This is a genomic window from Lysinibacillus sp. NPDC094177, assembly GCF_050279145.1.
Classification (GTDB): Bacteria; Bacillota; Bacilli; order Bacillales_A; family Planococcaceae; genus Lysinibacillus.
The window spans coordinates 27,430-50,520 of the sequence record NZ_JBNNTW010000011.1 but is presented as its reverse complement, the minus strand read 5'-3'; the positions used below and the strand labels follow the sequence as shown (position 1 = coordinate 50,520).

The following is a 23,091-nucleotide window of genomic DNA, read 5'->3' as shown; positions in this document are numbered from 1 at the left end:
AACTTTATTGATTTATCGACCAACTTTATCGATTTATCGACCAACTTTTTTAATTTATCACCCAACTTCTAAAAAATATCGACATCTAGCAGAAAAACGCCCATACCTAAGTATGAGCGCTTCGTTATCATTATCCTAGTAACGCACGGTCTGAGTTCATTTTCTCTCCGCGGATACGTTCGAACTCGGCCATCAAATCTGGGATGGTTAGTTCATGCTTGCGATCCTCGCCAACCTCTAAAATGATTTGCCCTTTATCCATCATAATCAGGCGATTTCCTAAGTCTAATGCTTGTTGCATATTGTGCGTGACCATCAATGTCGTTAAGCTGTCTTTCTCGACTAAATATTTCGTAATACGTGTGATTAACTCTGCACGAGATGGGTCAAGTGCCGCCGTATGCTCATCTAGCAATAAAATCGAAGGCTTCGTAAATGTTGCCATTAAAAGAGACAACGCTTGACGCTCCCCTCCAGAAAGTAAGCCGACTTTTGCAGATAGGCGATTTTCTAGATTTAGGCCTAACATCTCCAACGATTCCTTGAAAAATTCTCGACGCTTTTTATCAACACCGATACGCAAGCCTCTACTCTTATTACGTGAGTAAGCTAACGCTAAGTTTTCCTCAATCGTCATTGTTGGTGCTGTACCAGCCATCGGGTCTTGGAACACGCGACCAATGTAGTGGGAGCGTTTGTATTCTGGTAAAGAAGTAACCTCATTTCCATCAATTGAAACTGTACCAAAGTCTGGTGTTAATGCGCCAGAAATCATATTCATCATTGTCGATTTACCAGCACCATTACTGCCGATAATTGTGACGAAATCCCCTGGCTTTAAGTGCAAATTAATTTCTGCAAGTGCAATTTTTTCATCAGGCGTACCTTCATTAAAAATCTTATTTATACCGTTTAATTTAAGCAAGGCCTTTCCCTCCCTGCTCAACCGTCTTTACTTGCGTCCTCTCTGCTGCGCGCTTCACCTTACGTTTGCGTGCCTTACTCTTATTGATAAATTGAGGTAAAATCAACGCTATAATAACGATGATAGCTGTTATTAATTTCATATCTCCTGAATCAAGGAAATCTACTCGTAATGCTAATGCTAAAATAATGCGGTAAATGATAGCTCCCGCAATGACAGCGAAAGTTGTACGCATAATCGTTTTTGTACCGAAGATTGCTTCGCCGATTATAACAGATGCAAGACCGATAACAATCATCCCAATCCCCATACTTACATCTGAGAACTTAGAGTATTGTGCGATTAAAGCTCCAGAAAAAGCGACAAGTGCGTTAGATAGTCCTAGCCCAAGAATAACCAATGTATCTGTATTAGCCGAGAAGCTACGAATCATACGCTTATTATCACCAGTTGCTCGAATAGCCAGGCCAACTTCTGTTTTTAAGAACCAATCTGCAAAGAACTTAATGATAATCGTAATGATTAATACTACGATCAACGTACTCCATGTTGAAGGTAGTTGCGACTGAACGCCAATGCTTTTTAATAGATTATTTAATGCACTATCAATACCTAAATTACTCCAAAATGCTTGAAACTTTGAAAATAAAGTCTCTGAATTCAAAAGTGGAATATTCGGACGACCTATCGTATTTTCTACAGTTGACCCCATAATACGTAGGTTAATAGAATACAAAGCAATCATCATTAAAATCCCCGATAATAAAGGATTAATTTTCCCTTTTGTGTGAAGAATTCCTGTCATACATCCTGCAATAAATCCAGCAACAATTGCCACTAAAGTCGCTAAGATTGGGTGGTAGCCAAGCAGAATCATCGTTGCTGCAGTAGCCGCCCCTGTTACAAAGCTTCCATCAACCGTTAAATCCGGAAAATCTAACACGCGGAATGTTAAATACACACCAAGCGCCATAATTGCATAGATGATTCCTTGCTCCATCGCGCCAAATATTGCTAAAAACATAGTTGAATCATCTCCTATTAATTTCTTAATAAATAATTTAGCTCATCACTATAACTTGAAGTTGATTTCCGTTCCGGCTGGGCGCTTTGCCGCTGACGCTTCGCTTTCGCACAGAAAACATCCGCTTCGCTGCAGGGTCTCGGGCCAACACGATGTTGGTCACGAAGGCGTTATCACAGGATGTGATGGTTTTAGCCTTCGTTCCTCTATCGCTAATCCCCAAGGAGTCGCCCAGCCTCCACTCCAATCAACTTATCCACATGTCATACTTTTAACAAGACTTTCAATGATGAATCATAACCTTCTAGGAAACTAGTATTCTAATAAAATGTAACTCGAAAGGATTACCCCCACCATTATTGTGGATCACTACATAATTCTTAAATGTATTCTATCCACAAACAGAGCGGTGATTCTTCCTCATAAATGAATTCAATTTTTACTCTAAAAGTAGATAAAGCGGGGGCAGTTTTAATTCTCCCCCGCTTCATTTCATAAGATGATGTTGGGTCATTACTTTTCTAAAAGCTCTGCACCCCAAGAATCTTTAATTTCGATTCCTAAATCATCCGCTACTTTTTTATTTATTAATAGTTTTAGCTTTTGTGGATATTGAGCTGGTATATCAGCAGGTTTTGCTTCACCTTTTAGAATCTTCACAGCCATTTGCCCCGCTTCATAACCGATGTCATAATATTCAAAACCATATGCTGCTAAGCCACCACGTGCTACAGAGTCAAGCTCTCCAACAACTAGTGGTAATTTATTGGCATTCGCTACATCAATTACAGACTCTAGAGCCGAAACTACTGTATTATCAGTAATGATATAGAATGCATCTGCTTTACCAATTAATGATTCAGCTGCTTGTCTTACATCTGCAGAAGTTGCCGCAGATGCTTCAACTACTGTTAGGCCTTGCTCGTCCATGACTTTTTTCACTTCTTTTATTTGTGCTACTGAGTTTTGTTCACCAGCGTTGTAAACCATACCTACTTTTTTCGCACCTAATTCTTTTAAGAATGCCACTGTTTTCGAAATAGTATCAGGATGTAAATCGATCGTTCCTGTTACATTTTTCCCTGGCTTCTCCATAGATTCAATGAGCTGTGCGCCAACAGCATCTGTTACAGAAGTGAAGACGATTGGAATATCACTAGTAGCTGTCGCTGCTGCCTGCGCAGATGGCGTAGAGTTAGCAAAGATTAAATCTACGTTCGCACTTACTAGATTGTTTGCAATCGTCGTGTTAAGACTGTTATCTCCTTGCGCTATTTGTGGATTGTATTCAACTTTTAAGCCCGATTCTTCAATTGCTTTTTTAAAACCGTCAGTTGCAGCGTTTAAAGATGGATGCTCTACAATTTGAGTAATCCCAATTTTATATGTTTTGTCTGCATTGCCGCTCTCACTTGCATTCTTCGTTTCATTCCCCTTCGAATCCGATGAACTAGAGCCACCGCTACCACAAGCAGCAAGCATTAATACTAACCCAAATAACAGGAACGAAAGCTTTTTTACATTGCTTTTCACAAATAATCCCCCCGACTATTATTTCTGATATTTATCACACTTTATCCAAACAAAGTGTGAATGTATCGCTATATTATCGTTATTATCAAGGTTCGTCAACAACATTATGAATGTTCTGACTTTCGAATTCATCAAAATATTTTATCTTTTCATTTAATTTGTCGCTTTAAACCGCTAAACTACGCTGTTTTCACAAATCGATTTCTTTTTCTAACATAACAAAAATTTTTTTGACAATTTCGCGAAGTTATTTTTGATTTTTAAATAATTTATGGAAAACCAAAAAACCTGACATTCTTCATTAGAAATGTCAGGCCCTCATAACAATTATAATTATCTCTTACTTTTTTAAGATATCTACTAACCAACTACTTTGAGGTAACGGGATATCTGGGAAGCATACGTACGTTTGAGCAACACCTTGAATGGCCGAATAAAAACAACCAGCGAGTGCTTTAGAATCACCATCTCGTATTACTCCCTTAACTTGACCCTCTTTTACTAAACTTTCAAATCCTTCAGATGCAGCAAGATCCTTAGCAACTTGTTGTATAGTATCTGGTAAGTTACTTGCTATTTGCGTTTGAGCAACTAACATTAACAATTTTGCTGATAATGGATGCGTTTTAAAGGAATCAAGTATCGAAGTAACTATCACATTTAAATACGCTAAAGGTTGTGCAAATTCCCCTTCTGAAATACCGATAACAGACATACTAGTTTTAGCTCGATTTAAAAGTTCAAGGTATACCTCTTCTTTAGAGCCGAAATAATGAAACAGTAATCCTTGGCTAATTCCAACTGAGTCTCCAATTTCTTTTGTTGTAGTTCCATGATAACCGTTTCTAATAAACAAATCTAAGCCCGCGTTTAGAATTTGCTCTCGTCTAACTTCCTTCTGTTCGCGGCGTTTATTCATTTCATCATAACCTCCTGCAATGATACTGCATTCATGCTTTTTTTATAGAGTAACATAATGACCTCGTATGAAACAGCAAAGATCACGAGAGAAAGTGCTATTACCTTGCTATCTGGTGTCATTGGTATTGCTACTGTAGATGCTTTAGCCAATAAATCAAATAAAAATTTAGTTAACACAATAGCATAGAGTGTTCCAATTATAAATCCAATGTAAGCAATTATTCTAAAGCCTGACAAAACAATGCGATTACATTCTGAATTTGTATACCCAAATGCTTTCATCATCGCCAAGTACTTACGATTAGAAGAAATAATGATTTTCAATACAATACTAATCGTTATAATACTTAAAGCTAAGCCAATTGCGATAAATAAAAAGGATAGTGCAAAATATGTTCCTTTTTGCTGAGAGCTTGAATATATTACGTCTTCAAGTTTTGAAACAAACATATGTTGCTTGCTGTCAAACTCTACATTGTCTTCTGAAAAAACACCATTATATTCTTCTTTTTCTAAAAGACCAGCGTTGATTGCAACATCAATATTACTGTAAACTACTTCACCATACACTGATTGCTCAATAGCTGTTATAGGTAACTGATAAACAACATTATTAATATGAATTTTTACAGTATCACCAATCGACAAATCATATTTCTTGCGCATCCAATCATTCACGACAATGCCTTCTTGCTTAGAAATATCTATAATTTCCTGATTCTTTATACTATAGAGTTTAAAAAGAGAAAGACTACTAGATAATGCCATAAACTGGCCATTATTTAGTACTCCACCATTCGGAAACTCTACTTTACAATCTTCTGAAAAATAAGGCGTTTCCGAGTCTAAAAATTTCATGTCCTTCGCCTCAATAAATCGAACGTTACTTTCATATTCAGAACCTTTTAATGTTAATGAGGATACCTTATCAGACATTGTTTGCAAAGAAAAAGCAATCTGTAAATTAGCGCTAGCCATAAAACCTGTGAGCAAGGCTAAAAAGACTAATAGAATATTATTTAATACAATTGCTTTAAAGACCGCTTTTTTAAAATTAGTTGATTTGTTCTTCCCCATTCTCTTAACAAGAAAGTTTAATTTTACTGATTCTGAATTATGAATCATTTCCAATGGCGGCTTACGTAAGGCAAATACTACAATCCCAAAAGCCATCACAGAGAAAAACAGCGCGGGGATTGTTGTAAACATTATGAATTGTACTGGATCAAAATTTTGTGTAACATTTGGCACGAGAAATGTAGCATTAATTCGTTTAATGAACAGAGGACTAACTGCATAGGAAGCTAAATATCCTACAACTGCGCCTATAAACAAAAATGGCCCAATTAGGAAATATCTTTTAGCAATTTGTATTCTAGAGTAGCCAAGTGCTTTTAAAACACCCATAGTTGATTTTGTCTCAGTTATATTTTGGATAACGGTAATAATAAGCAAAACCATTACAGTTAAACCTAAGAAACTTAAAGCGCTAATAAGACAGATTTTAAACATTTTTTCTTTCGCAATTAATGTAGCAAGCACTTGTGGATTATCCTCTTTACTCACCACGGATTTTACATTTGAATCCATTAGCATTTTTTCTAGAAAGATTTGTTTCTGTTCCTCAGACACACTTTCCAAAAATCGGCCTGAATAACCTGTTTTCTCCTGTTCACCCCAACTTGAGTAAGCTTCTTCACTACATAGTATTAATGCTTGAGTAGAAGGTTTATAGCCAACACCATTATCAGCTACTAGTGGTGAAATCGCGTCTGGTAAAGTAAAAATTCCACTAATTGAATATGCTGTATTGCCAATAGTAACTGGATCTCCTAATGTCAATTTATTCTCCTGTGCAAAATTTTTATCTATTGCAATTTCAGTTGTTTTTTGGGGAGCAACGCCTTCCGAGTATAAAGGAATATCAATGTTGCGTTTATTATGCATAATACGATATACATTTCTTCCATCATAAATGACTTTATATGTTACGGGGTCATACGTAAAAGAATATTTATTTGAAAGGTCCGTTATTTCCTCTCCTTGCAGAATAAGCGTAAAGTCCTGCTGATTTTGATGTTCTTGTACCTTCTTTATGGAGTTTATGCTTTGAAGATAGAAAATCAGTAACGTACAAATAAATACTGCACAGGCAACAACCATTAGGAGCGGATACTGTTTTTTTACTCTCATCAAATGTACTCCTCTTCTCACCATTTAATTTCTTCAACATCTCGTGGATTTGCATTGCTAGTTACTTCTACGATTTTCCCGCTAGTCATTTTAATAATCTTTGTTGCAATTTGAGCAATACTAACATTGTGCGTTACCATAATAATTGTAAATTTCATTTGTTTTTGAAGCTGCTTCAAATAGGTTAAAATTTGTTTGCTCGTTTCTTCGTCTAATGCTCCAGTTGGTTCATCACAAAACAAAAAATCCGGTTTTTTCGCTAAAGCACGTGCTATAGACACTCGTTGTTGTTGTCCCCCTGAAAGTTCATAAGGAAGGCGTTTTTCTAATCCTTGAAGCCCTACACCATCCATTATTTCAGAAATATTTTTGTTCCCTTTTAAGTCAGCACCCATTTTAATGTTGGATTCTACATTTAAAAACGGCAGTAAATAATATGCTTGAAAAATAAAAGCTGTTTTATCACGTCTAAACAACGTAAGATCTTTCTGATTTAATCCACAAATCTCGTAGTCATCGTAAGTAACGCTTCCTGAATCTGGTTGCTCTAAACCAGAAATTACATTAAGAAGCGTAGATTTACCCGATCCAGAAGGGCCTAGAATGACAACGAATTCCTCATCACCAATTGACAATGAAACTGAATTTAATGCATAAAGCAATTCACGACCATTTTGATAACTTTTAACCAAATTATTTACTTTTAACATGTTAGACCTCCAAACATTTCATTTATTAATTAATTAATTAGTCAATTAATTAAACCTTATTATTGATTAATTAATTTGTCAATAACGAAAAGTAGCTTATCTAGCTCCGTTCAATGTTCCAACTTTTTCTTATCGAAGACATTTTTATGCATTATAAAAAGCCACATCTGATTTGATGCGACTTAACTTTTCTACAGAAACGCTTCATTCTAGTCTCCTTTTTTACATTTAAAGCATATGATGCAAATGAGACTAGTGCTGTTCCCAAAAGGAGGAATACCATGAATAATGATGAAATGGATTTAAATCATCAACCTTCTTATTCAAAAGAGAAGCAAAATGCAAAAACAGGAGATATTGACACAATCATTTCTAATCTTTGTGACAGTCTATTCGAATTTGCACTAGATTTTGCCTTAAATGCTTTAGAATATACAAAAGACTTAGATGAAGAACTAGAATATACGGATGAATTTAAAAAGCAACTGGACGATTTAATTTTAGAAATAGAAGAAATTAAAAATGTTTTAGATGAGTAGTTTCAAATCAGAAGCCCTTACTACTTTCGCTCCAAGATATCTCAAATATTAAAAAGTAGAGGTGTCTAAATGCAAAATCCCCAAAATATGTGTACAAAATTTGCTCAGATTGCAAACGGAAAAGCTTCTATGGAACATGGCGTATGCTCAGTAAGACTTAATCGAAATCTTAATGTTATGATTCAAGGTCGCCCAAGTCGTAGTGCACTTCACGCTGGGATAACATTCGAATCGCTCGATATATATGGAAATGCACTTAACTTAGGTGAAGTTGTAGTACTAGAAGAGGAATTGTCCCCATTTGTTAAGGTACTTGCTGAAAATAATTTGATTATAAGTGCTGTTCATAATCACTGGATATATTCGGTCCCCGCTATTTTATACGTTCACTTTCAATCAATAGAGCCCCCATTAATCTTTGCCCGAAAATTTGCTCAAGCATTTAGTGTTTTAAAAAACTACTGATAACTACACTTGTTAAAAGAACTGCTTAGAACAGTTCTTTTTTGATATGGCTGGACTCTTCTTTAGTGGTTGCTTCTCATCTATAGTCCCATTTCATTCCATATGTAAAGAAGCAAGTTTACAAGCCCCCCTTCTTATATTCCAAATTCAAATCCTGATCACGCACACACTAATGAGCAACGAACAAGAGCTAAATATTACCGTTAGCACTATGAATTTCTGCGTTTTTTTTTGCTCATCGCTATTTACAAATAAGCATGAACATTGATATGATTGCATTTGCTTCACGTGGTTCGTAACCATCCCACGTAAAAAAACTAAGGAGAAATGAATATGAAAATAAAATTTTTAGCAACGAGTGGTATTATTGCTGCACTCTACATTGCTGTTACTTTACTGATCGGATCATTTGGCTTTACAGAGGTGCAGTTTCGTTTATCGGAAATGTTTAACCATTTAGTTGCCTTTAACCCACGTTTTGCCGTTGGAATTATTATTGGTGTATTTATCTCCAATATATTTTCTCCACTCGGCATCTACGATTTAATTTTCGGTGTAGGCCATTCGATAATTACCCTTGGGTTGCTCATTCTTATTTGTAAATTTGTCAAAAATATTTGGGCACGTTTAGTGATCAATACGTTTTTATTTACATGTACTATGTTTATCATCGCATTTGAATTGAACTTAGCATTAGAACTACCATTCTTCTGGACATGGTTAACTGTCGCTGCAGGTGAATTTGTTGTTTTAGCAGTCGGTGCACCGATTATGTATATCTTGAATAAACGCTTAAACTTCAAAAATTTGATTTAACAGACGGATCTTTTTAGATTCGTTTTTTTTAATACCTTGACAATATTCTGAAAATATTTTACAATTCTTTTCAATAAATGCTAGGAAAAAGAATAGTAGCAAGCGGTTGTGCTTAAAGAGAGCTGATGATTGGTGCAAATCAGTAGTACATACTTGTGAATGGACTTTGGAGCAGCCTCATCAAATGTGAGGACGAATTTACTCCCCGTTACCGGAGTACGAAAGCGCGCATTTTTGCGAATTAAGGTGGCACCACGGTTACTCGTCCTTTTTACAGAAGGATTGGAGTGACTTTTTTTGTGGAAAAATTAGATAGAGGAGTCGAGAGCAGATGAGTAAAGTAGCAGAGAAAAAGGGATATTTCGGTGAATTTGGAGGTAGCTTCGTTCCTGAGGAGCTTCAAAATGTATTAAGTATTCTTGATGAAAACTTCCAAAAATACAAAGACGATGAAGACTTTAACAAAGAGCTAGATTATTATTTCCGTGAATATGTTGGGCGCAAATCTCCACTTTATTTTGCTGAAAATTTAACACAACAATTAGGTGGCGCAAAAATTTATTTAAAGCGTGAGGATCTCAACCATACAGGTTCACATAAAATTAACAACGTTCTTGGACAGATTTTATTAGCAAAGCGCATGGGTGCTAATCGTGTTATCGCCGAGACAGGTGCAGGTCAGCACGGAGTAGCAACAGCAACTGCTTGCGCAATGTTCGGAATGGATTGCACAGTTTATATGGGTTTAGAGGATACAAAGCGTCAAGCATTAAATGTGTTCCGTATGGAGCTTCTTGGTGCAAAGGTAGTAGCAGTTGATAAAGGCCAAGGGCGACTAAAGGATGCAGTGGATGAAGCATTTGCTGATTTAGTAGAAAACTATGAAACGACTTTCTATTTATTAGGTTCTGCTGTTGGGCCTCATCCATTCCCTTCAATGGTGAAGCATTTCCAATCAGTCATTAGCCGTGAAAGTCGTGAACAAATTTTGGAAAAAGAAGGAAAGCTACCAGCAGCAATACTTGCTTGTGTCGGTGGTGGTAGTAATGCAATTGGTGCTTTTGCAGAGTATATCTCAGATGAAAATGTTCGCCTCATCGGCATTGAACCTGAAAAAGCAGCAACATTAAATGAAGGAACACCAGGTGAATTACACGGCTTCAAATGTTTAGTACTGCAAGATGCAGAGGGCAATCCACTACCAACATATTCGATTGCTGCAGGACTAGATTATCCTGGGGCTGGTCCAGAACATAGCTATTTAAAAACAATTGGTCGTGGAGAATATGTAACAGTGACAAATGAAGAGGTGCTTGAAGCATTCCAAGTGCTGTCAAAAGTTGAAGGAATTATTCCTGCACTTGAAAGCTCCCACGCAGTTGCTCATGCACTAAAACTTGCTCCAACATTATCTTCGGAAGAGAGCATTATTATCAATATTTCTGGCCGTGGAGACAAAGACGTGGAACAAGTATTCCAAATGTTAAATAAATAGAAAAACGAAAGAGCGACTTCCCTATGTGGAAATCGCTCTTTTACCTATACGAATGAACTTAATTTCGGATAAATTTCTGCCACATTATCTCGAAGCTTAGCTTTCAAAAACTTCCCAACCGATGTTTTTGGAATCTCATCTAAAAATACTACATCATCTGGTACCCACCATTTTGCAAATTGGCTTTCTAAAAATGCAAGAAGCTCCTCTTCGTTTGCTGACTTGCCTTCCTTCAATACCACGCAAGCTAGTGGGCGTTCTTGCCATTTGACATGCGGAATTGCAATAACTGCTGCTTCCAAAACAGCGTCATGAGTCATTAATGCATTTTCTAAATCAACTGAGGATATCCACTCCCCACCCGACTTAATTAAATCCTTTGTACGATCTGTTATTTTGATAAAGCCATCCTCTGTTCGTACCGCGATGTCCCCGGTATATAACCACCCATCTCGATACGCATCATTTGTCCGTTCATCTCGATAATACTCGTGTGAAATCCATGGACCTCGTAAGCGTAACTCACCCATTGTCTCTCCATCCCATGGTACCTCTCCATTGTCATTAATAATACTCGATTCAATACCGGCCATCGTCATTCCTTGCATTGCTCTCGATTCAATACGCTTTTCAATTGGCCAGTCATCCATCCAAGACATATAATTCGATAACGCTACAATCGGTGTTGTTTCAGTCATCCCATATACAACAATATATGGAATGCCATATTGCTCTTCAAATGTACGAATAAGACGAGTTGGTGAAGCAGAGCCACCACAACAAATGGCACGTAGCGAACTTATATCTCGTTCACGCTTCTCCTGTTCCTGCAACGCCCCAATCCAAATTGTCGGCACTCCAGCAGTTAATGTAATCTTCTCCTGCTCCACTAAATCCAAAATTATTGCCGATGTGAATTGTGGACCAGGTAATACCTGTGTAGCACCTACATTGACACTTGCAAATGGTAATCCCCATGCATTAGCATGAAACATTGGTACAATTGGCATCACAACATCACGCTCAGAAATGCCCATTGAATCAGACATACTCAGCATCATACTATGTAGTACCAGACCTCGATGTGAATAAACCACCCCTTTTGGATTTCCTGTTGTAGCGCTTGTATAGCACATTCCAGCAGGCTCTTCTTCTCCTATATCCTCTGGGAATTGATAGTTTTCATCTGCTGCTGCTAATAAATCTTCATATGATAATGCATTCGGTAATGTCGTTTCTGGCAAAGTATCCTCATCCGTCATAATAATATAATGTTTCACTGTCTTAAGCTCAGGCGCAATGTTTTCAATGATTGGTAACAAATCCACATCAATCATTAAAATCTCATCTTCTGCATGATTAATAATATAAATCAAATGCTCTTCTGATAAACGAATATTCACCATGTGTAAAACAGCGCCAGAACACGGTACCGCAAAATATGCCTCTAAGTGGCGATGCTGATTCCAGGCAAAAGAGCCAATCTTCATCCCTCTCTTCATCCCCAGCTTTGTAAGTGCATCTGCTAAGCGACGTGTCCTTTTCGCCCATTCCCCATATGTTAAACGGTGAATCTTCTGTGGGCTCGTCCGCGAAACAATAGTCTTTCTAGCAAAATAAGTTTCTGCTCGTTTAAAAAAGCTTGTTAATACTAACGGCGTTTGCATCATAAAAACCATCCATCCCTTCGTCTTGTGAACTCCCTATCTTTCCCCTTGTGAAATATTAATAGAAATTTAATTTGAATACTATTAATATTCTGAATATAATTATATTTTAAAATTATAATTTTCGCTATATATTCCAATAATTTTCTTTTTATTGTAAACATTTTCTAAAATAACTCATTCGCATAACGTGATATTGATTTCGGTTCCGACTGGGCGCTTTCCCGGGAGCCAACAGATGTTTTCTGCGCGATAGCGATAAGCGGCTCGATGCTACAATGCCGATCGCTGATAACAACATGAGAATCGCTGATAAAACGCCAATAATCGCCGATAACAACATGAGAATCGCTGATAAAATGTCAATGATCGCTGATAACAACATAAGAATCGCTGATAAAATGTCAATGATCGCTGATAACAACATGAGAATCGCTGATAAAACGCCAATAATCGCTGATAACAACATGAGAATCGCTGATAAAATGTCAATGATCGCTGATAACAACATGAGAATCGCGCCTGTAGGAAAGTGTATTGTCTAAAAACATAAATTATCCCATTTAAAGTGTCACAGCATTTACCGAGATTTCCTTGACCATCTTATGCTCCAACAAAAAAAGATGAAGAAAACTATATTGTTTTCTTCATCTTTTTTCAGGAATTCTTATTTATGAACAAGCTTTTGTTTGTAGTTTGATTTTTAATTTTTCTAGCATATCAACTGTCATTTTTGCTAAGTCATATTGTGCTTTAAAACCCCATTCTTTCTGTGCCGCGTCTATATTTATAGAATTTGGCCAGCTATCTGCTATAGCTTGACGTACTGGATCTACATTATAATCCATACGGAAATGTGGCAAATGCTTTTTAATTTCCGCCGCAATTTGAGATGGCTCAAAGCTCATTGCAGTGATATTAAAGGCATTCCGATGTATTAGTTTGCTACTATCCGCTTCCATTAAATCTACAATAGCCTGCAATGCATCTGGCATGTACATCATATCCATGTACGTACCTTCTTGAATATAAGATGTGTACTTCCCTTGCTTGATCGCCTCATAGAAGATTTCTACTGCATAGTCTGTCGTACCACCTCCAGGAGGAGTTACGTATGAAATTAACCCTGGAAAACGAACACCGCGAGTATCTACACCAAAACGATTGAAATAATAATCACATAATAGCTCACCTGCAACTTTATTGACCCCATACATTGTTGTTGGACGCTGCAATGTATCCTGCGGCGTATTATCCTTCGGTGTCGATGGACCGAACGCACCTATTGAGCTCGGCGTAAAAAATTGCAAGTTTAACTCACGTGAAACCTCCAATGCATTCATTAAACCACCCATATTTAAATTCCACGCCAGCAACGGATTTTTTTCTGCTGTTGCTGATAATAGCGCCGCTAAATGCATCATTGTATCTGCACCAAAATCTTTCGCTAAATCATGCATTCTTTGTCCATCCGTCACGTCCAATACTTCAAATGGGCCCTTAGAAAGTTCAAGCTTTCGAATATCTGTCGCCAACACGTTGTCCTCTCCATAAATACTACGAAGCTTTTCTACAAGCTCAGAACCTATTTGACCTAGTGCTCCTGTAACCATTATCTTCTTCATTTCTCCGAACCTCCACCTATGAACAATTGTACTACCAGAGAGTACAATATTATATAAATAAACATTGATTTAATAACATTTCCGATGAATCTCATTATAATGTGTTCTTATTAAAAATACAACCTTCATATTTTATAATTTAAAAAACATAGAGTAAAACCCTTTATTACCAGTATATGAGCCCTATAAAATATTGTGCTAGAAAAACAAACGAAATACAAATGTACATCCGAAAAGTACATTTGTCCATTTTTACTCATAGCAACAGAGGCGAAATTGATATAAGTTGATTGGAGTGGAGACTGGGCGACTCCTTGGGGATCAGCGCCACAGATGAGACCATGGAGTGAGCAAATAGAGGAACGGAAATCAACCAACGTTATGGTGATGAGCCAAAAAAGAACCTTCTTTGAATACAAAGAAAGGTCCTTTCGTTCTTATTAGATTGAGAAACGTTTTACGGCTATTTGTAAAACTTTTGATACCTTATGTAACTCTTTTGTATAATTATGGAACTGCTGCTGCGCGGTTAATTGATCGGCTGTTAACGTAGCTACATTTTTAGTTGATGCCGCATTCGTATCAGAAAATGATGTTAACATCACCGCATCTTCACTAACCTTTTTCGTATGATTAGCAATTTCTTGAACAGTTGCAGATACTTCCATTATATAAGGCTTAATTGTGTGTACTTTTTCTAAAATATGATCAAAGCTTGTTGCCGTATCCCCTGTCACCTGCACACCCTTTTCAGTTGCGACTAACACACCCTCCATCATTTGGACAGCATAGCTAGAATCTAAATGAATGTTTTGTACAATGGACGTAATTGTTTGTGTTGAATGAACTGTCTGCTCCGCAAGCTTGCGTACTTCATTGGCCACAATTGCAAATCCTTTACCATGCTCCCCTGCTCTAGCAGCCTCAATAGATGCATTTAAGGCTAAAAGGTTTGTTTGCGCTGTAATTTTTTCAATTACCTCAACCATTTGATCGATAGTAGCTGCTCTCTCTACAAGATTAAAAATGGCTGTATTCGATTTCTCAACTGCATGCTTAATAGCCTGTATTTGTGTTAAATTTGCCTGTACAATTTCCGTACCGCTTTCTGCATCACGCGCAGTTTTATGAGCAAAATTTTCTACAACCTGTACTTTTTCTAAAATTACTTGCACTCCATTTAGCACTTCCTCTAGAGATGCTGTATTGGAAGCTAATTTTTTTGTAGAAGCAGCAGTTGAATCAGAAATTGACTGCACATCCTTTGCAATTTTGTGCGTCGTGTTAGACGATTGCTCTGAGGATTCCTGCAGCTTCCCAGTCATCCCTTCAACCTCATGTGCACTGTTTGATACTGTATGAAGTAATCTTTTCACTTCTGTTACCATTTGATTGTAAGACGATACTACTTCGCCAAGCTCATCCTGCGCCACATAGCTGGCACTCGCTGTGAAATCACCTTGCTCTGCACGCTTTAATAATGACTTCAATTGACGTGTTGGTATATTCACTGCCTTTGCTGCTATAAATCCTATACAGATTACTAGCAAAACAACAAATAAACACACTCCTCCTAATAACCAATAACCAAATTGAACATCTTTTTGGTATGCCTGTTGCTGTTCCTTTGCCCTCTGAACCAAATAGCTTTGAGTTTCTTCTAATAATGTATGACTTTGCTTACTTACAGGTAAATAAGACTGAGCATAAAATTGTTGTTGTTCATTTTGACTCAATTGCTGATAGCTATCAATCAATTCTACCTGCTGTGCTAGTAAGGTTTTAATTTTTTTCACCTGATGACTCATCTTTTTATCAATTTCTAGACTTTCTAAATGACCTAATGGCTGCTCAGCATTTTTTAAAATGGCTGTCATTTCTTGATTAGTCCCAGCTGAATCTACTAAATAGTCTAAATTTCGTTGCGATTCCTCTAACTCATTTAACCAGCCAATCGGTATAAGCCCTTCGGTATAACTTTCACTTGCATGCCATGACATTTTCCGTAAATAATCAACACTAAAAACACCTAGCAATACATTCGATAGTACACAAACAATCATCAGCACAAGTAACTTGTCCTTCACCATTATGTATCGAAAAAAATGCATCATCCTTGGCTCCTTCTCCAACTCTTACCAATAATGATAGTATGAAGATGTAAAGCCAGTGTTATGTTTTTGTAAAGATTGCACGAAGAGTTTCTAAATTATCTCAACAGAAAATTATTATATTTAACAACACATCCCGTTTCAGGTGTTCATGATTAATCGTTTTATTCTTTAACACACTCGTATCCCCAAGCACCCCCATTTGACGAGCCCAGAAAAAAACAAAACATTATGCTGGTAATCCACAAAACTACTCAAATAGAATCAAATATAAAATTAAATAATTAGTAAAATTAGTTTAAGATTTTTAATTTTTGTAATACTCATTTAACTCGCAACCTTCTGTATATCTCTATCGTTTTCTATTAATAGTTTGGTTTTTAAGGGAGGTGTTAGAATGTTAGAATTAAATAAAATATATAAATTAGATAAAAGTTTAGTCGTTAGCTTAATGTTACTTTGCATTATTAGTTGTCTCTTTGTTCATTCCAGTAGTACGGTGTTTGAGCAGTATACAAGCTCGTTTATTATAAAGCAGTTTTTTTATTATCTAATCGGATTTTTAATTATGTATGGAGTAGCGACGCTTGATATTGAGCAACTAAAAAAGATTGGCTGGCCATTTTATTGGGCGATGGTCGTTTTAACATTTGGCTTATTTATTGCACCCGAGAGTATAGCTAGAACTGTAAATGAGGCGAAGCGTTGGTACCAAGTTCCAGTGTTAGGATCATTCCAACCGTCAGAGTTTTTAAAGTTCGCGCTTTTAATCGTTGTCAGTAAGGTCATTGTTGCACATCGAGAGAAATATGTGCGCCCTACCTTTTTAACGGATATGCGGCTTCTCTTCATAATTGCTGTTATCACCCTTCCACCTACGCTTGCTGTTTATAAGCAGCCTGATACGGGCATGGCAATGATTTATATGTCGATGATTATACCGATGATTTTCTTTTCAGGTATACAAAGAAAATTGCTTATAATCTTTACAGCCATTCCAGTATCAATTCTCAGCGTTGTGGTTATTCTTTATGTAAAATTTAATGAATTTTTTACAGATAAAATATTAAATAAATTATCAGGGCATCAAATTTCTCGCATTTATGGCTGGTTGCAGCCTTATGAGCATCTGGATTCATCTTATCAAACTAGGCAGGGATTTTTAGCAATAGGTTCAGGAGGGTTTAATGGTAAGGGATACATGAACAATAATGTCTATGTCGTAGAAAAGCATACAGATTTCATTTTCGCAAACATCGCTGAAGAGCTCGGGTTCATTGGAGGGGCATTTGTCATTGCTCTTTTATTTTTTGTCATTTACCGTATTGTTCTCATTACAGTAGAAGCAAGGGACCCATTTATGACGTTGATGGGAGCAGGTATCTCTAGTTTATTAGCCTTCCAAATTACACAAAATATCGGGATGACAATTGGACTTTTACCTGTAACAGGTATGACATTACCATTTTTAAGCTATGGCGGAAGTTCACTCATATCAAATTTCATGTTAATGGGCATTGTGATGATTATCTACAATTCTTATAGTGGCTACTTGTTTAAAACAACAAAAGAGTAGGTGAAGTTGTGTATGAATGATACTTTTTCTAACAGGAGGAGCGTTGTTCATACTCATACTGCCTCGCTTTTCCTATGCTATAAGACAATCAAAAAGCTGTCTCAAAAGTTTCTACTTTAACTTAAGAGACAGCTTTACTTTTTTTACAGGCAGTAATTTATCTACAAGACACCACTAATTAAGCTTCACTTTATGAATACTATCAATGACAACTTTTATGATTGTATCAAGATCCTCTTGTACAATATTAAGAGGTGGAGATAATGTTAATACGTTATTAAAGCCTGCAACAGTTGCACCATTTTTACCTATAATAACACCCTGCTCCTTACATGCAGCGATAACAGCATTTACTTTATCTACTGGTAAAGGCTCCTTCGACGTTTTATCTGAAACTAACTCAATACCAATTAATAAACCTTTGCCTCGAACATTCCCAACGTTCGGGTGATTCTCCAACGCTTGCTGAAGCGCTTGCAGAGTAGCAGCTCCAACCTCGCTAGATCTTTCAAATAATGCTTCTCGCTGAAGAATCTCAATATTTTTTAATGCGACCGCACATGCAACTGGTGATCCGCCAAAAGTATTGACATGACGGAAATAACCGTATGCATCAGATCCAATGAATGCCTCATAAATTTCCCGTTTTACCGCTGTAGCTGATAATGGTAAATAGGCACTTGTAATCCCTTTTGCCATTGTAATAATATCTGGTTTCACACCGTAATTCATGAATCCAAATGGCTTACCTGTTCGACCAAAGCCACAAATTACCTCGTCTACAATCATTAAAGCTCCATGTTTTTTACACACTTCCTCAATGCCCCTTAAATAGTTTTCCGGAGGCATAATGACGCCCCCACCTGTAATAATTGGCTCTAAAATCATTGCGGCTATTGTGTCACTTAGCTCCCACGTCATCGTCTTGTCTACAGCCTTGACGCTTGCTAAATCTGTTGGAGCAATTGTATCACTTTCATGTTCCCGATATTGGTCAGGTGGTGCTACATGGATAAAGCCAGGAGATAATGGTTCATATTTATATTTTCGTTCCGCTTGCCCTGTCGCAGCCAATGCTCCAAAAGAACTTCCGTGATATGCACGGTAGCGAGAAACAATTTTATAACGAGAGCTTTCCCCTTTTTGTTGATGATACTGACGCGCAATTTTAAACGCTGTTTCGTTAGCCTCTGACCCACTATTAGAGAAGAAAATGACATAATCTCCACCAAGCATTTCATTAATCTTTTCAGCCAGTTCAACTGCTGGTAAATGTCCCTGCGATAAAGGAGCATATGCATTTTTCATCATCTGCTCATGTGCAACATCTGCTAATTCCTTGCGTCCATAGCCTACATTTACACACCATAATCCTGCCATTGCATCGATGTATTCAACTCCATCTGTATCAACAATCCTCGCACCATTTGATTTTTCTACTACATACGTTGCTTGTGGATTGTAGGGTTTCATTGAATGCCATACATATTGTTCATCTTTCTTTAAAATATCATTTTTAAGATTTACTTGAACCATATCTATACACCCCTTTATGTTTTTTCACTTATTCACATCGTTATTGCTTGGGAACGCAAATGAACTTGTCGTATCCTCTGTTTCATCCGGCCAACGTTCAGAAATCGTTTTCGCTTTCGTGAAGAATCGTGCTTGGTCTGGTCCAAACATATGCCCTTCACCAAACTTAGACCGCTTCCATCCGCCAAAATTGTGATAGCCAACTGGAATCGGAATCGGAACATTAACGCCTACCATACCCACTTCAATTTCTTCTTGGAATTTACGCGCCGCCGAACCGCTGCTCGTAAACATCGTGACACCATTCCCAAGTTCGTGATCATTAATCAAATCAATAGCTTCTTGCAAGGTTTCAACGCCTACAACAATACGCGCAGGACCAAAAACTTCCTCTTTAAAAATAGTCATTTCTGGAGTTACATTATTTAATAATGTCGGACCAAGATAGAAGCCTTTCGATGTTTCACATACTTTTGGATTTCGGCCGTCAGTTACAAGATTGGCTCCCTCCGCAATAGCACCGTCGATATATCGAAGAATAGTATCTTTTGATTGCTGCGTAATAACTGGGCCAAAGTCTACTTCGTCATCTGTATATGGACCAACTTTTAATTTTAAAACTTTCTCCTTTAATATCTCTGTAAAGCGTTGTTCAATATCTTTGCCAACGACGATTGCTCCTGAAATGGCCATACAACGTTGAGATGCCGCTCCATATGCTGCACCTAAAAAGGCATTAGCTGTTTGCTCTAGATTTGCATCTGGCATGACAATCATAAAGTTCTTCCCACCACCAAATGCTGCGACGCGCTTATTGTGCTTCGTCCCTGTTTGGTAAATATATTCCGCAACAGGCGTTGATCCAACAAATGAAATTGCTTGTATCTCTTTATTTTCTAACAGCTCATTTACCGCTTCTTTATCACCATTAACAACTGTCCAAATTCCGTCTGGCAGTCCCGCCTCTTTCCATAAGTTACTTAAATATAAGGCTGAGATTGGTACGCGCTCAGACGGCTTTAAAATAACTGCATTTCCAACCGCAATCGCCATACTTGTAATTGCCAATGGAACCATAACAGGGAAATTAAATGGAGCAATTGTTGCAACAACTCCAAGTGGGGCTTTTGCAGAAAAGGCATTAATATCGCCGCCTACATTAACCGAATATTCCCCTTTCAGCATTTGCGGGGCACTTATTGCCATATCTACGGATTCAATGCCACGAACAATTTCGCCCTTTGCATCTTCCTTCGTTTTCCCACTTTCCTCACAAATAACCTCAATGAGCTCATCTTGTCTTTCAACTAATAACTGACGGAAACGATGCAAAACCTCAACCCGTTTACCAATCGATGTCTTTTTCCATGCAGGGAAAGCTGCCTTCGCTTGCTGGATAGCCTGCTTCACCTCATCTCTAGTCGCTAACGGAACTTGCGCAATGACCTCTCCTGTTGTTGGATTATAAACTTCCGAGTAACGGCCACTAGTACCTGCTGTTTCAACACCATTGATAAAATGTGATAGCGTTTTTACTTTTTGCTGAACTGTCATAATTTCCCCACTCCTCATTTATTGTTATTCAAAATCCAATTCTTCCTTTCGGAAAATAGAACTTGCTTCATCCACTGGGTTAAGCAATTTTTTCTTTTGTGTAACTAAATAGAAAACCATCACTACTATCACTAAATTTGTGATCGCATCGATTCGATGAAGAACATAGAGATCAGTAATGCTGTTGTAGCCAATATTGTTAAATATGTTAAATACGGAAATAACCACATTTTAACTTTTAAAAGTTCCGGATTTTCTTTCTCAATTTTCCGTCGCATTTTCAATTGAGAAAATGCAATGATTAAGTAAAAAATCAACGTGATTGCATTGCATGAACTAAGTAAAAACATAAATACTTTATCTGGTGAAACATAGTTCATAATAACGGCAATATAAGAGAAGAATGTCGCTGTTAATATGGCATTAACAGGTGCACCCTTTTAAATGCGTTTGTTGCTCCATATCAACTCCCCTCTTTTATTAGATTGGATTACCGCTTACTAAAATTTTACATGTTACATAGAAACGAAGTAATAGACAAACTGTAAAATTCTATACATTTGTTTTAAACATAATGTAAAATAGACTAAACATTCTAAAAATATAATATTATTACTTATTTAAGCAATAATCGCACATCAATAAGAAAATCGGGAAATGGTCTATGTTAAAAGGAGGGAGGATAAAAATGAGCCAATTTAAGCTTCAAGTGAGGGATGTATTAGAAAATACATACTTTCAAAGCGCCGAGGTCGTAGCTGGTGAGGATGGATTATTACGAATTGTAAAATGGGCTCATGTCATTGAAATTATACAGGTAGATAATTTTCTAGCTGGTGATGAACTGGTTTTAACAACAGGGATAAGCCTTCAGCATAGCATAGAGGATTTTATCTTTTTTGTAGAATCCTTAATCAAAAAAAATTGCGCTGCATTGTGTATTGAATATGGGACTTCCATACAAACCATCCCAGAAGTAATTGTATCCCTTGCCAACCGTCACAGCTTCCCTATTATCGTTTTTCATGACACGGTTCCTTTTGTCCGCATTACACAGGATTTACATAGTCAAATTATGAATCAACAATATTTAATGATCTCTACGTTAGAATCCTACTCTCAAACATTAAATAAGAACGCGCTATTAGGGCAAACCGCAGAAGAAATTTTACAAAATATGTATAACGAATTAAAGACACAAATTATCTTTTCTATTAAAGGTCGAGAGCCTATCTTTTTTCCAAATATGCCGTATAAAAAACGCCAAGAACTATTAACGATGAAAAAATTAGCACCCGTATTTAAAAATGAGCCAATCTTTATTTTTGATCAGCAATATGCAGATTTAACGCTCTATAGAGAAGATGGTCGATTCTCAGAGTTCGAACTACTTATCTTAGACCGTACAGCTACTGCGTTAGCACAACTGTTAATGAGAGAATTTTATATTGAAGAGAAAAGAGACATTGAAGATGCCTCTATTTTAGCGGACTGGATAGATCAAAAACTATCGAAAGAGGAAATATACAAATTTATCGTAACCTATCATTCTAACTATAATCTTTCTAGCGGAGCTGTTTTTATTTTAGCAACTCCTAATGCAGTCACTAAGGTACAAGAGGATATTGTCTATAGTAAGCTCTACTATCGAAATCTTTTCGAACAAAATGGATTTATACCATTTTTATTTGAAAGAAAAAGCTATGTCATTTTTATTTTACTCCATACGAAGGATAGTAAATCGAGTCGTGAATTATTAAATACATTAGTTTCTTCCCTTCAGAAAACCGATTTTTATAAAAAACAAATGGTCCAAGGTTATCAAGTAGCAATCGGCAAAGTCGTTGCAGACGTAGAAGAAATCCCGAAGAGCTATCAAACGGCACTCGAAACATTGTATATTTGCAGTAAAGTACAAACAACATCTTATTTTTACGATGATTTACATTTGTATCACCTCATCTATAAATTACAGATGCAAGTAAATTTACAGGAAGTAATTCAAGATTATTTGCAACCTGTTATTGAATATGACAAAAAATATAACAGCAAACTATTAGAAACTCTACAAGTATACTTGCAAACGAATGGCTCCAAACAACAAACAGCCAATCAACTGTTCATCGTGCGCCAAACGCTCTATCATCGTTTAAAAAAGCTTGAAAGTCTCTTAGGGAAAAATTTCATGAAGGGCCATAATCGGATTACACTTGAATTTATGTTGCTCGCTAATTCTTTAATTGAGGATAAAAATTAATTTCTTGGTTGTTGGCAGGGGTTAGCGGCGATGTTCACCGGTTTATCAGCGATGTTCACCGGTTTATCAGCGATGTTCACCGGTTTATCAGCGATGTTCACCGGTTTATCAGCGATGTTCACCGGTTTATCAGCGATGTTCACC

The 23,091-nt window shown here is 37.0% G+C and carries 18 protein-coding genes, 1 pseudogene, 1 riboswitch and 1 other annotated feature; of the genes and pseudogenes, 7 read left to right on the top strand and 12 right to left on the bottom strand.

Annotated elements, in window-relative coordinates:
- Positions 1-130: 130 nt before the first annotated feature.
- The 6 genes from ACQKNC_RS17025 to ACQKNC_RS17000 all read right to left on the bottom strand — a co-directional run bounded on the left by ACQKNC_RS17025 (position 131) and on the right by ACQKNC_RS17000 (position 7,306).
- A complete protein-coding gene (locus ACQKNC_RS17025) occupies positions 131-925 on the bottom strand; it encodes an ABC transporter ATP-binding protein (protein ID WP_427425947.1) in 795 nt (264 codons plus the stop codon).
- Positions 918-1,949: an ABC transporter permease gene (locus ACQKNC_RS17020; protein ID WP_427425946.1), complete on the bottom strand. Its 1,032-nt coding sequence runs from the start codon at positions 1,947-1,949 to the stop codon at positions 918-920. Before ACQKNC_RS17020 ends, ACQKNC_RS17025 begins: the two co-directional genes overlap by 8 nt.
- A 513-nt stretch (positions 1,950-2,462) precedes the next feature.
- Complete coding sequence (locus ACQKNC_RS17015) at positions 2,463-3,482, bottom strand: ABC transporter substrate-binding protein (protein WP_427425945.1); 1,020 nt, start codon at positions 3,480-3,482, stop codon at positions 2,463-2,465.
- 340 nt (positions 3,483-3,822) lie between these two features.
- Positions 3,823-4,401: a TetR/AcrR family transcriptional regulator gene (locus ACQKNC_RS17010; protein ID WP_427425944.1), complete on the bottom strand. Its 579-nt coding sequence runs from the start codon at positions 4,399-4,401 to the stop codon at positions 3,823-3,825.
- Positions 4,398-6,596 carry an FtsX-like permease family protein gene (locus ACQKNC_RS17005; RefSeq protein ID WP_427425943.1) on the bottom strand — a complete coding sequence of 733 codons (2,199 nt, stop codon included), beginning with the start codon at positions 6,594-6,596 and terminating at the stop codon, positions 4,398-4,400. Before ACQKNC_RS17005 ends, ACQKNC_RS17010 begins: the two co-directional genes overlap by 4 nt.
- A gap of 17 nt (positions 6,597-6,613) precedes the next feature.
- Positions 6,614-7,306 carry an ABC transporter ATP-binding protein gene (locus ACQKNC_RS17000; RefSeq protein ID WP_427425942.1) on the bottom strand — a complete coding sequence of 231 codons (693 nt, stop codon included), beginning with the start codon at positions 7,304-7,306 and terminating at the stop codon, positions 6,614-6,616.
- Between the two features lie 281 nt (positions 7,307-7,587).
- Between ACQKNC_RS17000 and ACQKNC_RS16995 the strand changes: the two genes are divergently transcribed.
- The 4 genes from ACQKNC_RS16995 to trpB all read left to right on the top strand — a co-directional run bounded on the left by ACQKNC_RS16995 (position 7,588) and on the right by trpB (position 10,621).
- Positions 7,588-7,845, top strand: a complete 258-nt coding sequence (locus ACQKNC_RS16995; protein ID WP_427425941.1) for a hypothetical protein — start codon at positions 7,588-7,590, stop codon at positions 7,843-7,845.
- A 69-nt stretch (positions 7,846-7,914) separates the two neighbouring features.
- Positions 7,915-8,310, top strand: coding sequence for a DUF1259 domain-containing protein (locus ACQKNC_RS16990; RefSeq protein WP_427425940.1), 396 nt, complete (start codon positions 7,915-7,917; stop codon positions 8,308-8,310).
- Positions 8,311-8,592: 282 nt separating this feature from the next.
- Positions 8,593-8,637: riboswitch (PreQ1 riboswitch) on the top strand.
- A gap of 6 nt (positions 8,638-8,643) precedes the next feature.
- Positions 8,644-9,126 carry a QueT transporter family protein gene (locus tag ACQKNC_RS16985; protein ID WP_427425939.1) on the top strand — a complete coding sequence of 161 codons (483 nt, stop codon included), beginning with the start codon at positions 8,644-8,646 and terminating at the stop codon, positions 9,124-9,126.
- Between the two features lie 73 nt (positions 9,127-9,199).
- Positions 9,200-9,399: a binding site (T-box leader), on the top strand.
- A gap of 58 nt (positions 9,400-9,457) precedes the next feature.
- Positions 9,458-10,621: a tryptophan synthase subunit beta gene (gene trpB, locus ACQKNC_RS16980; protein ID WP_427425938.1), complete on the top strand. Its 1,164-nt coding sequence runs from the start codon at positions 9,458-9,460 to the stop codon at positions 10,619-10,621.
- Between the two features lie 44 nt (positions 10,622-10,665).
- On the opposite strand, the gene ACQKNC_RS16975 is transcribed toward trpB, so the two are convergent.
- A complete protein-coding gene (locus tag ACQKNC_RS16975) occupies positions 10,666-12,291 on the bottom strand; it encodes a long-chain fatty acid--CoA ligase (RefSeq protein WP_427425937.1) in 1,626 nt (541 codons plus the stop codon).
- A 275-nt stretch (positions 12,292-12,566) separates the two neighbouring features.
- On the opposite strand from ACQKNC_RS16975, the gene ACQKNC_RS16970 reads away from it, so the two are divergent.
- Positions 12,567-12,833, top strand: coding sequence for a hypothetical protein (locus tag ACQKNC_RS16970; RefSeq protein WP_427425936.1), 267 nt, complete (start codon positions 12,567-12,569; stop codon positions 12,831-12,833).
- A gap of 126 nt (positions 12,834-12,959) precedes the next feature.
- Here ACQKNC_RS16970 and ACQKNC_RS16965 read toward each other — a convergent pair whose 3' ends face one another.
- Both ACQKNC_RS16965 and ACQKNC_RS16960 read right to left on the bottom strand, forming a co-directional pair.
- Positions 12,960-13,913, bottom strand: coding sequence for an L-threonine 3-dehydrogenase (locus ACQKNC_RS16965; protein WP_427425935.1), 954 nt, complete (start codon positions 13,911-13,913; stop codon positions 12,960-12,962).
- A 440-nt stretch (positions 13,914-14,353) separates the two neighbouring features.
- A complete protein-coding gene (locus ACQKNC_RS16960; RefSeq protein WP_427425934.1) occupies positions 14,354-16,027 on the bottom strand; it encodes a methyl-accepting chemotaxis protein in 1,674 nt (557 codons plus the stop codon).
- Between the two features lie 394 nt (positions 16,028-16,421).
- On the opposite strand from ACQKNC_RS16960, the gene ACQKNC_RS16955 reads away from it, so the two are divergent.
- A complete protein-coding gene (locus ACQKNC_RS16955; protein WP_427425933.1) occupies positions 16,422-17,600 on the top strand; it encodes an FtsW/RodA/SpoVE family cell cycle protein in 1,179 nt (392 codons plus the stop codon).
- 174 nt (positions 17,601-17,774) lie between these two features.
- On the opposite strand, the gene ACQKNC_RS16950 is transcribed toward ACQKNC_RS16955, so the two are convergent.
- The 3 genes and pseudogenes from ACQKNC_RS16950 to ACQKNC_RS16940 all read right to left on the bottom strand — a co-directional run.
- Positions 17,775-19,136 carry an aspartate aminotransferase family protein gene (locus tag ACQKNC_RS16950; RefSeq protein WP_427425932.1) on the bottom strand — a complete coding sequence of 454 codons (1,362 nt, stop codon included), beginning with the start codon at positions 19,134-19,136 and terminating at the stop codon, positions 17,775-17,777.
- Between the two features lie 24 nt (positions 19,137-19,160).
- Positions 19,161-20,690 (bottom strand): CoA-acylating methylmalonate-semialdehyde dehydrogenase, encoded by a 1,530-nt coding sequence (locus tag ACQKNC_RS16945; protein ID WP_427425931.1) that lies wholly within the window; start codon positions 20,688-20,690, stop codon positions 19,161-19,163.
- Positions 20,691-20,714: 24 nt separating this feature from the next.
- Positions 20,715-21,130, bottom strand: a pseudogene (locus tag ACQKNC_RS16940) (GABA permease); the annotation flags it as partial.
- Positions 21,131-21,378: 248 nt separating this feature from the next.
- On the opposite strand from ACQKNC_RS16940, the gene ACQKNC_RS16935 reads away from it, so the two are divergent.
- Positions 21,379-22,947 carry a PucR family transcriptional regulator gene (locus ACQKNC_RS16935; protein ID WP_427425930.1) on the top strand — a complete coding sequence of 523 codons (1,569 nt, stop codon included), beginning with the start codon at positions 21,379-21,381 and terminating at the stop codon, positions 22,945-22,947.
- The last annotated feature ends 144 nt before the right edge of the window (positions 22,948-23,091 follow it).

Coding starts and splice junctions, on each gene's coding strand:
- ACQKNC_RS17020 (WP_427425946.1), bottom strand. CDS start 1,949: ATGTTTTTAGCAATATTTGGCGCGATGGAGCAAGGAATCATCTATGCA.
- ACQKNC_RS17010 (WP_427425944.1), bottom strand. CDS start 4,401: ATGAATAAACGCCGCGAACAGAAGGAAGTTAGACGAGAGCAAATTCTA.
- ACQKNC_RS17005 (WP_427425943.1), bottom strand. CDS start 6,596: ATGAGAGTAAAAAAACAGTATCCGCTCCTAATGGTTGTTGCCTGTGCA.
- ACQKNC_RS17000 (WP_427425942.1), bottom strand. CDS start 7,306: ATGTTAAAAGTAAATAATTTGGTTAAAAGTTATCAAAATGGTCGTGAA.
- ACQKNC_RS16995 (WP_427425941.1), top strand. CDS start 7,588: ATGAATAATGATGAAATGGATTTAAATCATCAACCTTCTTATTCAAAA.
- ACQKNC_RS16990 (WP_427425940.1), top strand. CDS start 7,915: ATGCAAAATCCCCAAAATATGTGTACAAAATTTGCTCAGATTGCAAAC.
- ACQKNC_RS16985 (WP_427425939.1), top strand. CDS start 8,644: ATGAAAATAAAATTTTTAGCAACGAGTGGTATTATTGCTGCACTCTAC.
- trpB (WP_427425938.1), top strand. CDS start 9,458: ATGAGTAAAGTAGCAGAGAAAAAGGGATATTTCGGTGAATTTGGAGGT.
- ACQKNC_RS16975 (WP_427425937.1), bottom strand. CDS start 12,291: ATGATGCAAACGCCGTTAGTATTAACAAGCTTTTTTAAACGAGCAGAA.
- ACQKNC_RS16970 (WP_427425936.1), top strand. CDS start 12,567: ATGCCGATCGCTGATAACAACATGAGAATCGCTGATAAAACGCCAATA.
- ACQKNC_RS16965 (WP_427425935.1), bottom strand. CDS start 13,913: ATGAAGAAGATAATGGTTACAGGAGCACTAGGTCAAATAGGTTCTGAG.
- ACQKNC_RS16960 (WP_427425934.1), bottom strand. CDS start 16,027: ATGATGCATTTTTTTCGATACATAATGGTGAAGGACAAGTTACTTGTG.
- ACQKNC_RS16955 (WP_427425933.1), top strand. CDS start 16,422: ATGTTAGAATTAAATAAAATATATAAATTAGATAAAAGTTTAGTCGTT.
- ACQKNC_RS16950 (WP_427425932.1), bottom strand. CDS start 19,136: ATGGTTCAAGTAAATCTTAAAAATGATATTTTAAAGAAAGATGAACAA.
- ACQKNC_RS16945 (WP_427425931.1), bottom strand. CDS start 20,690: ATGACAGTTCAGCAAAAAGTAAAAACGCTATCACATTTTATCAATGGT.
- ACQKNC_RS16935 (WP_427425930.1), top strand. CDS start 21,379: ATGAGCCAATTTAAGCTTCAAGTGAGGGATGTATTAGAAAATACATAC.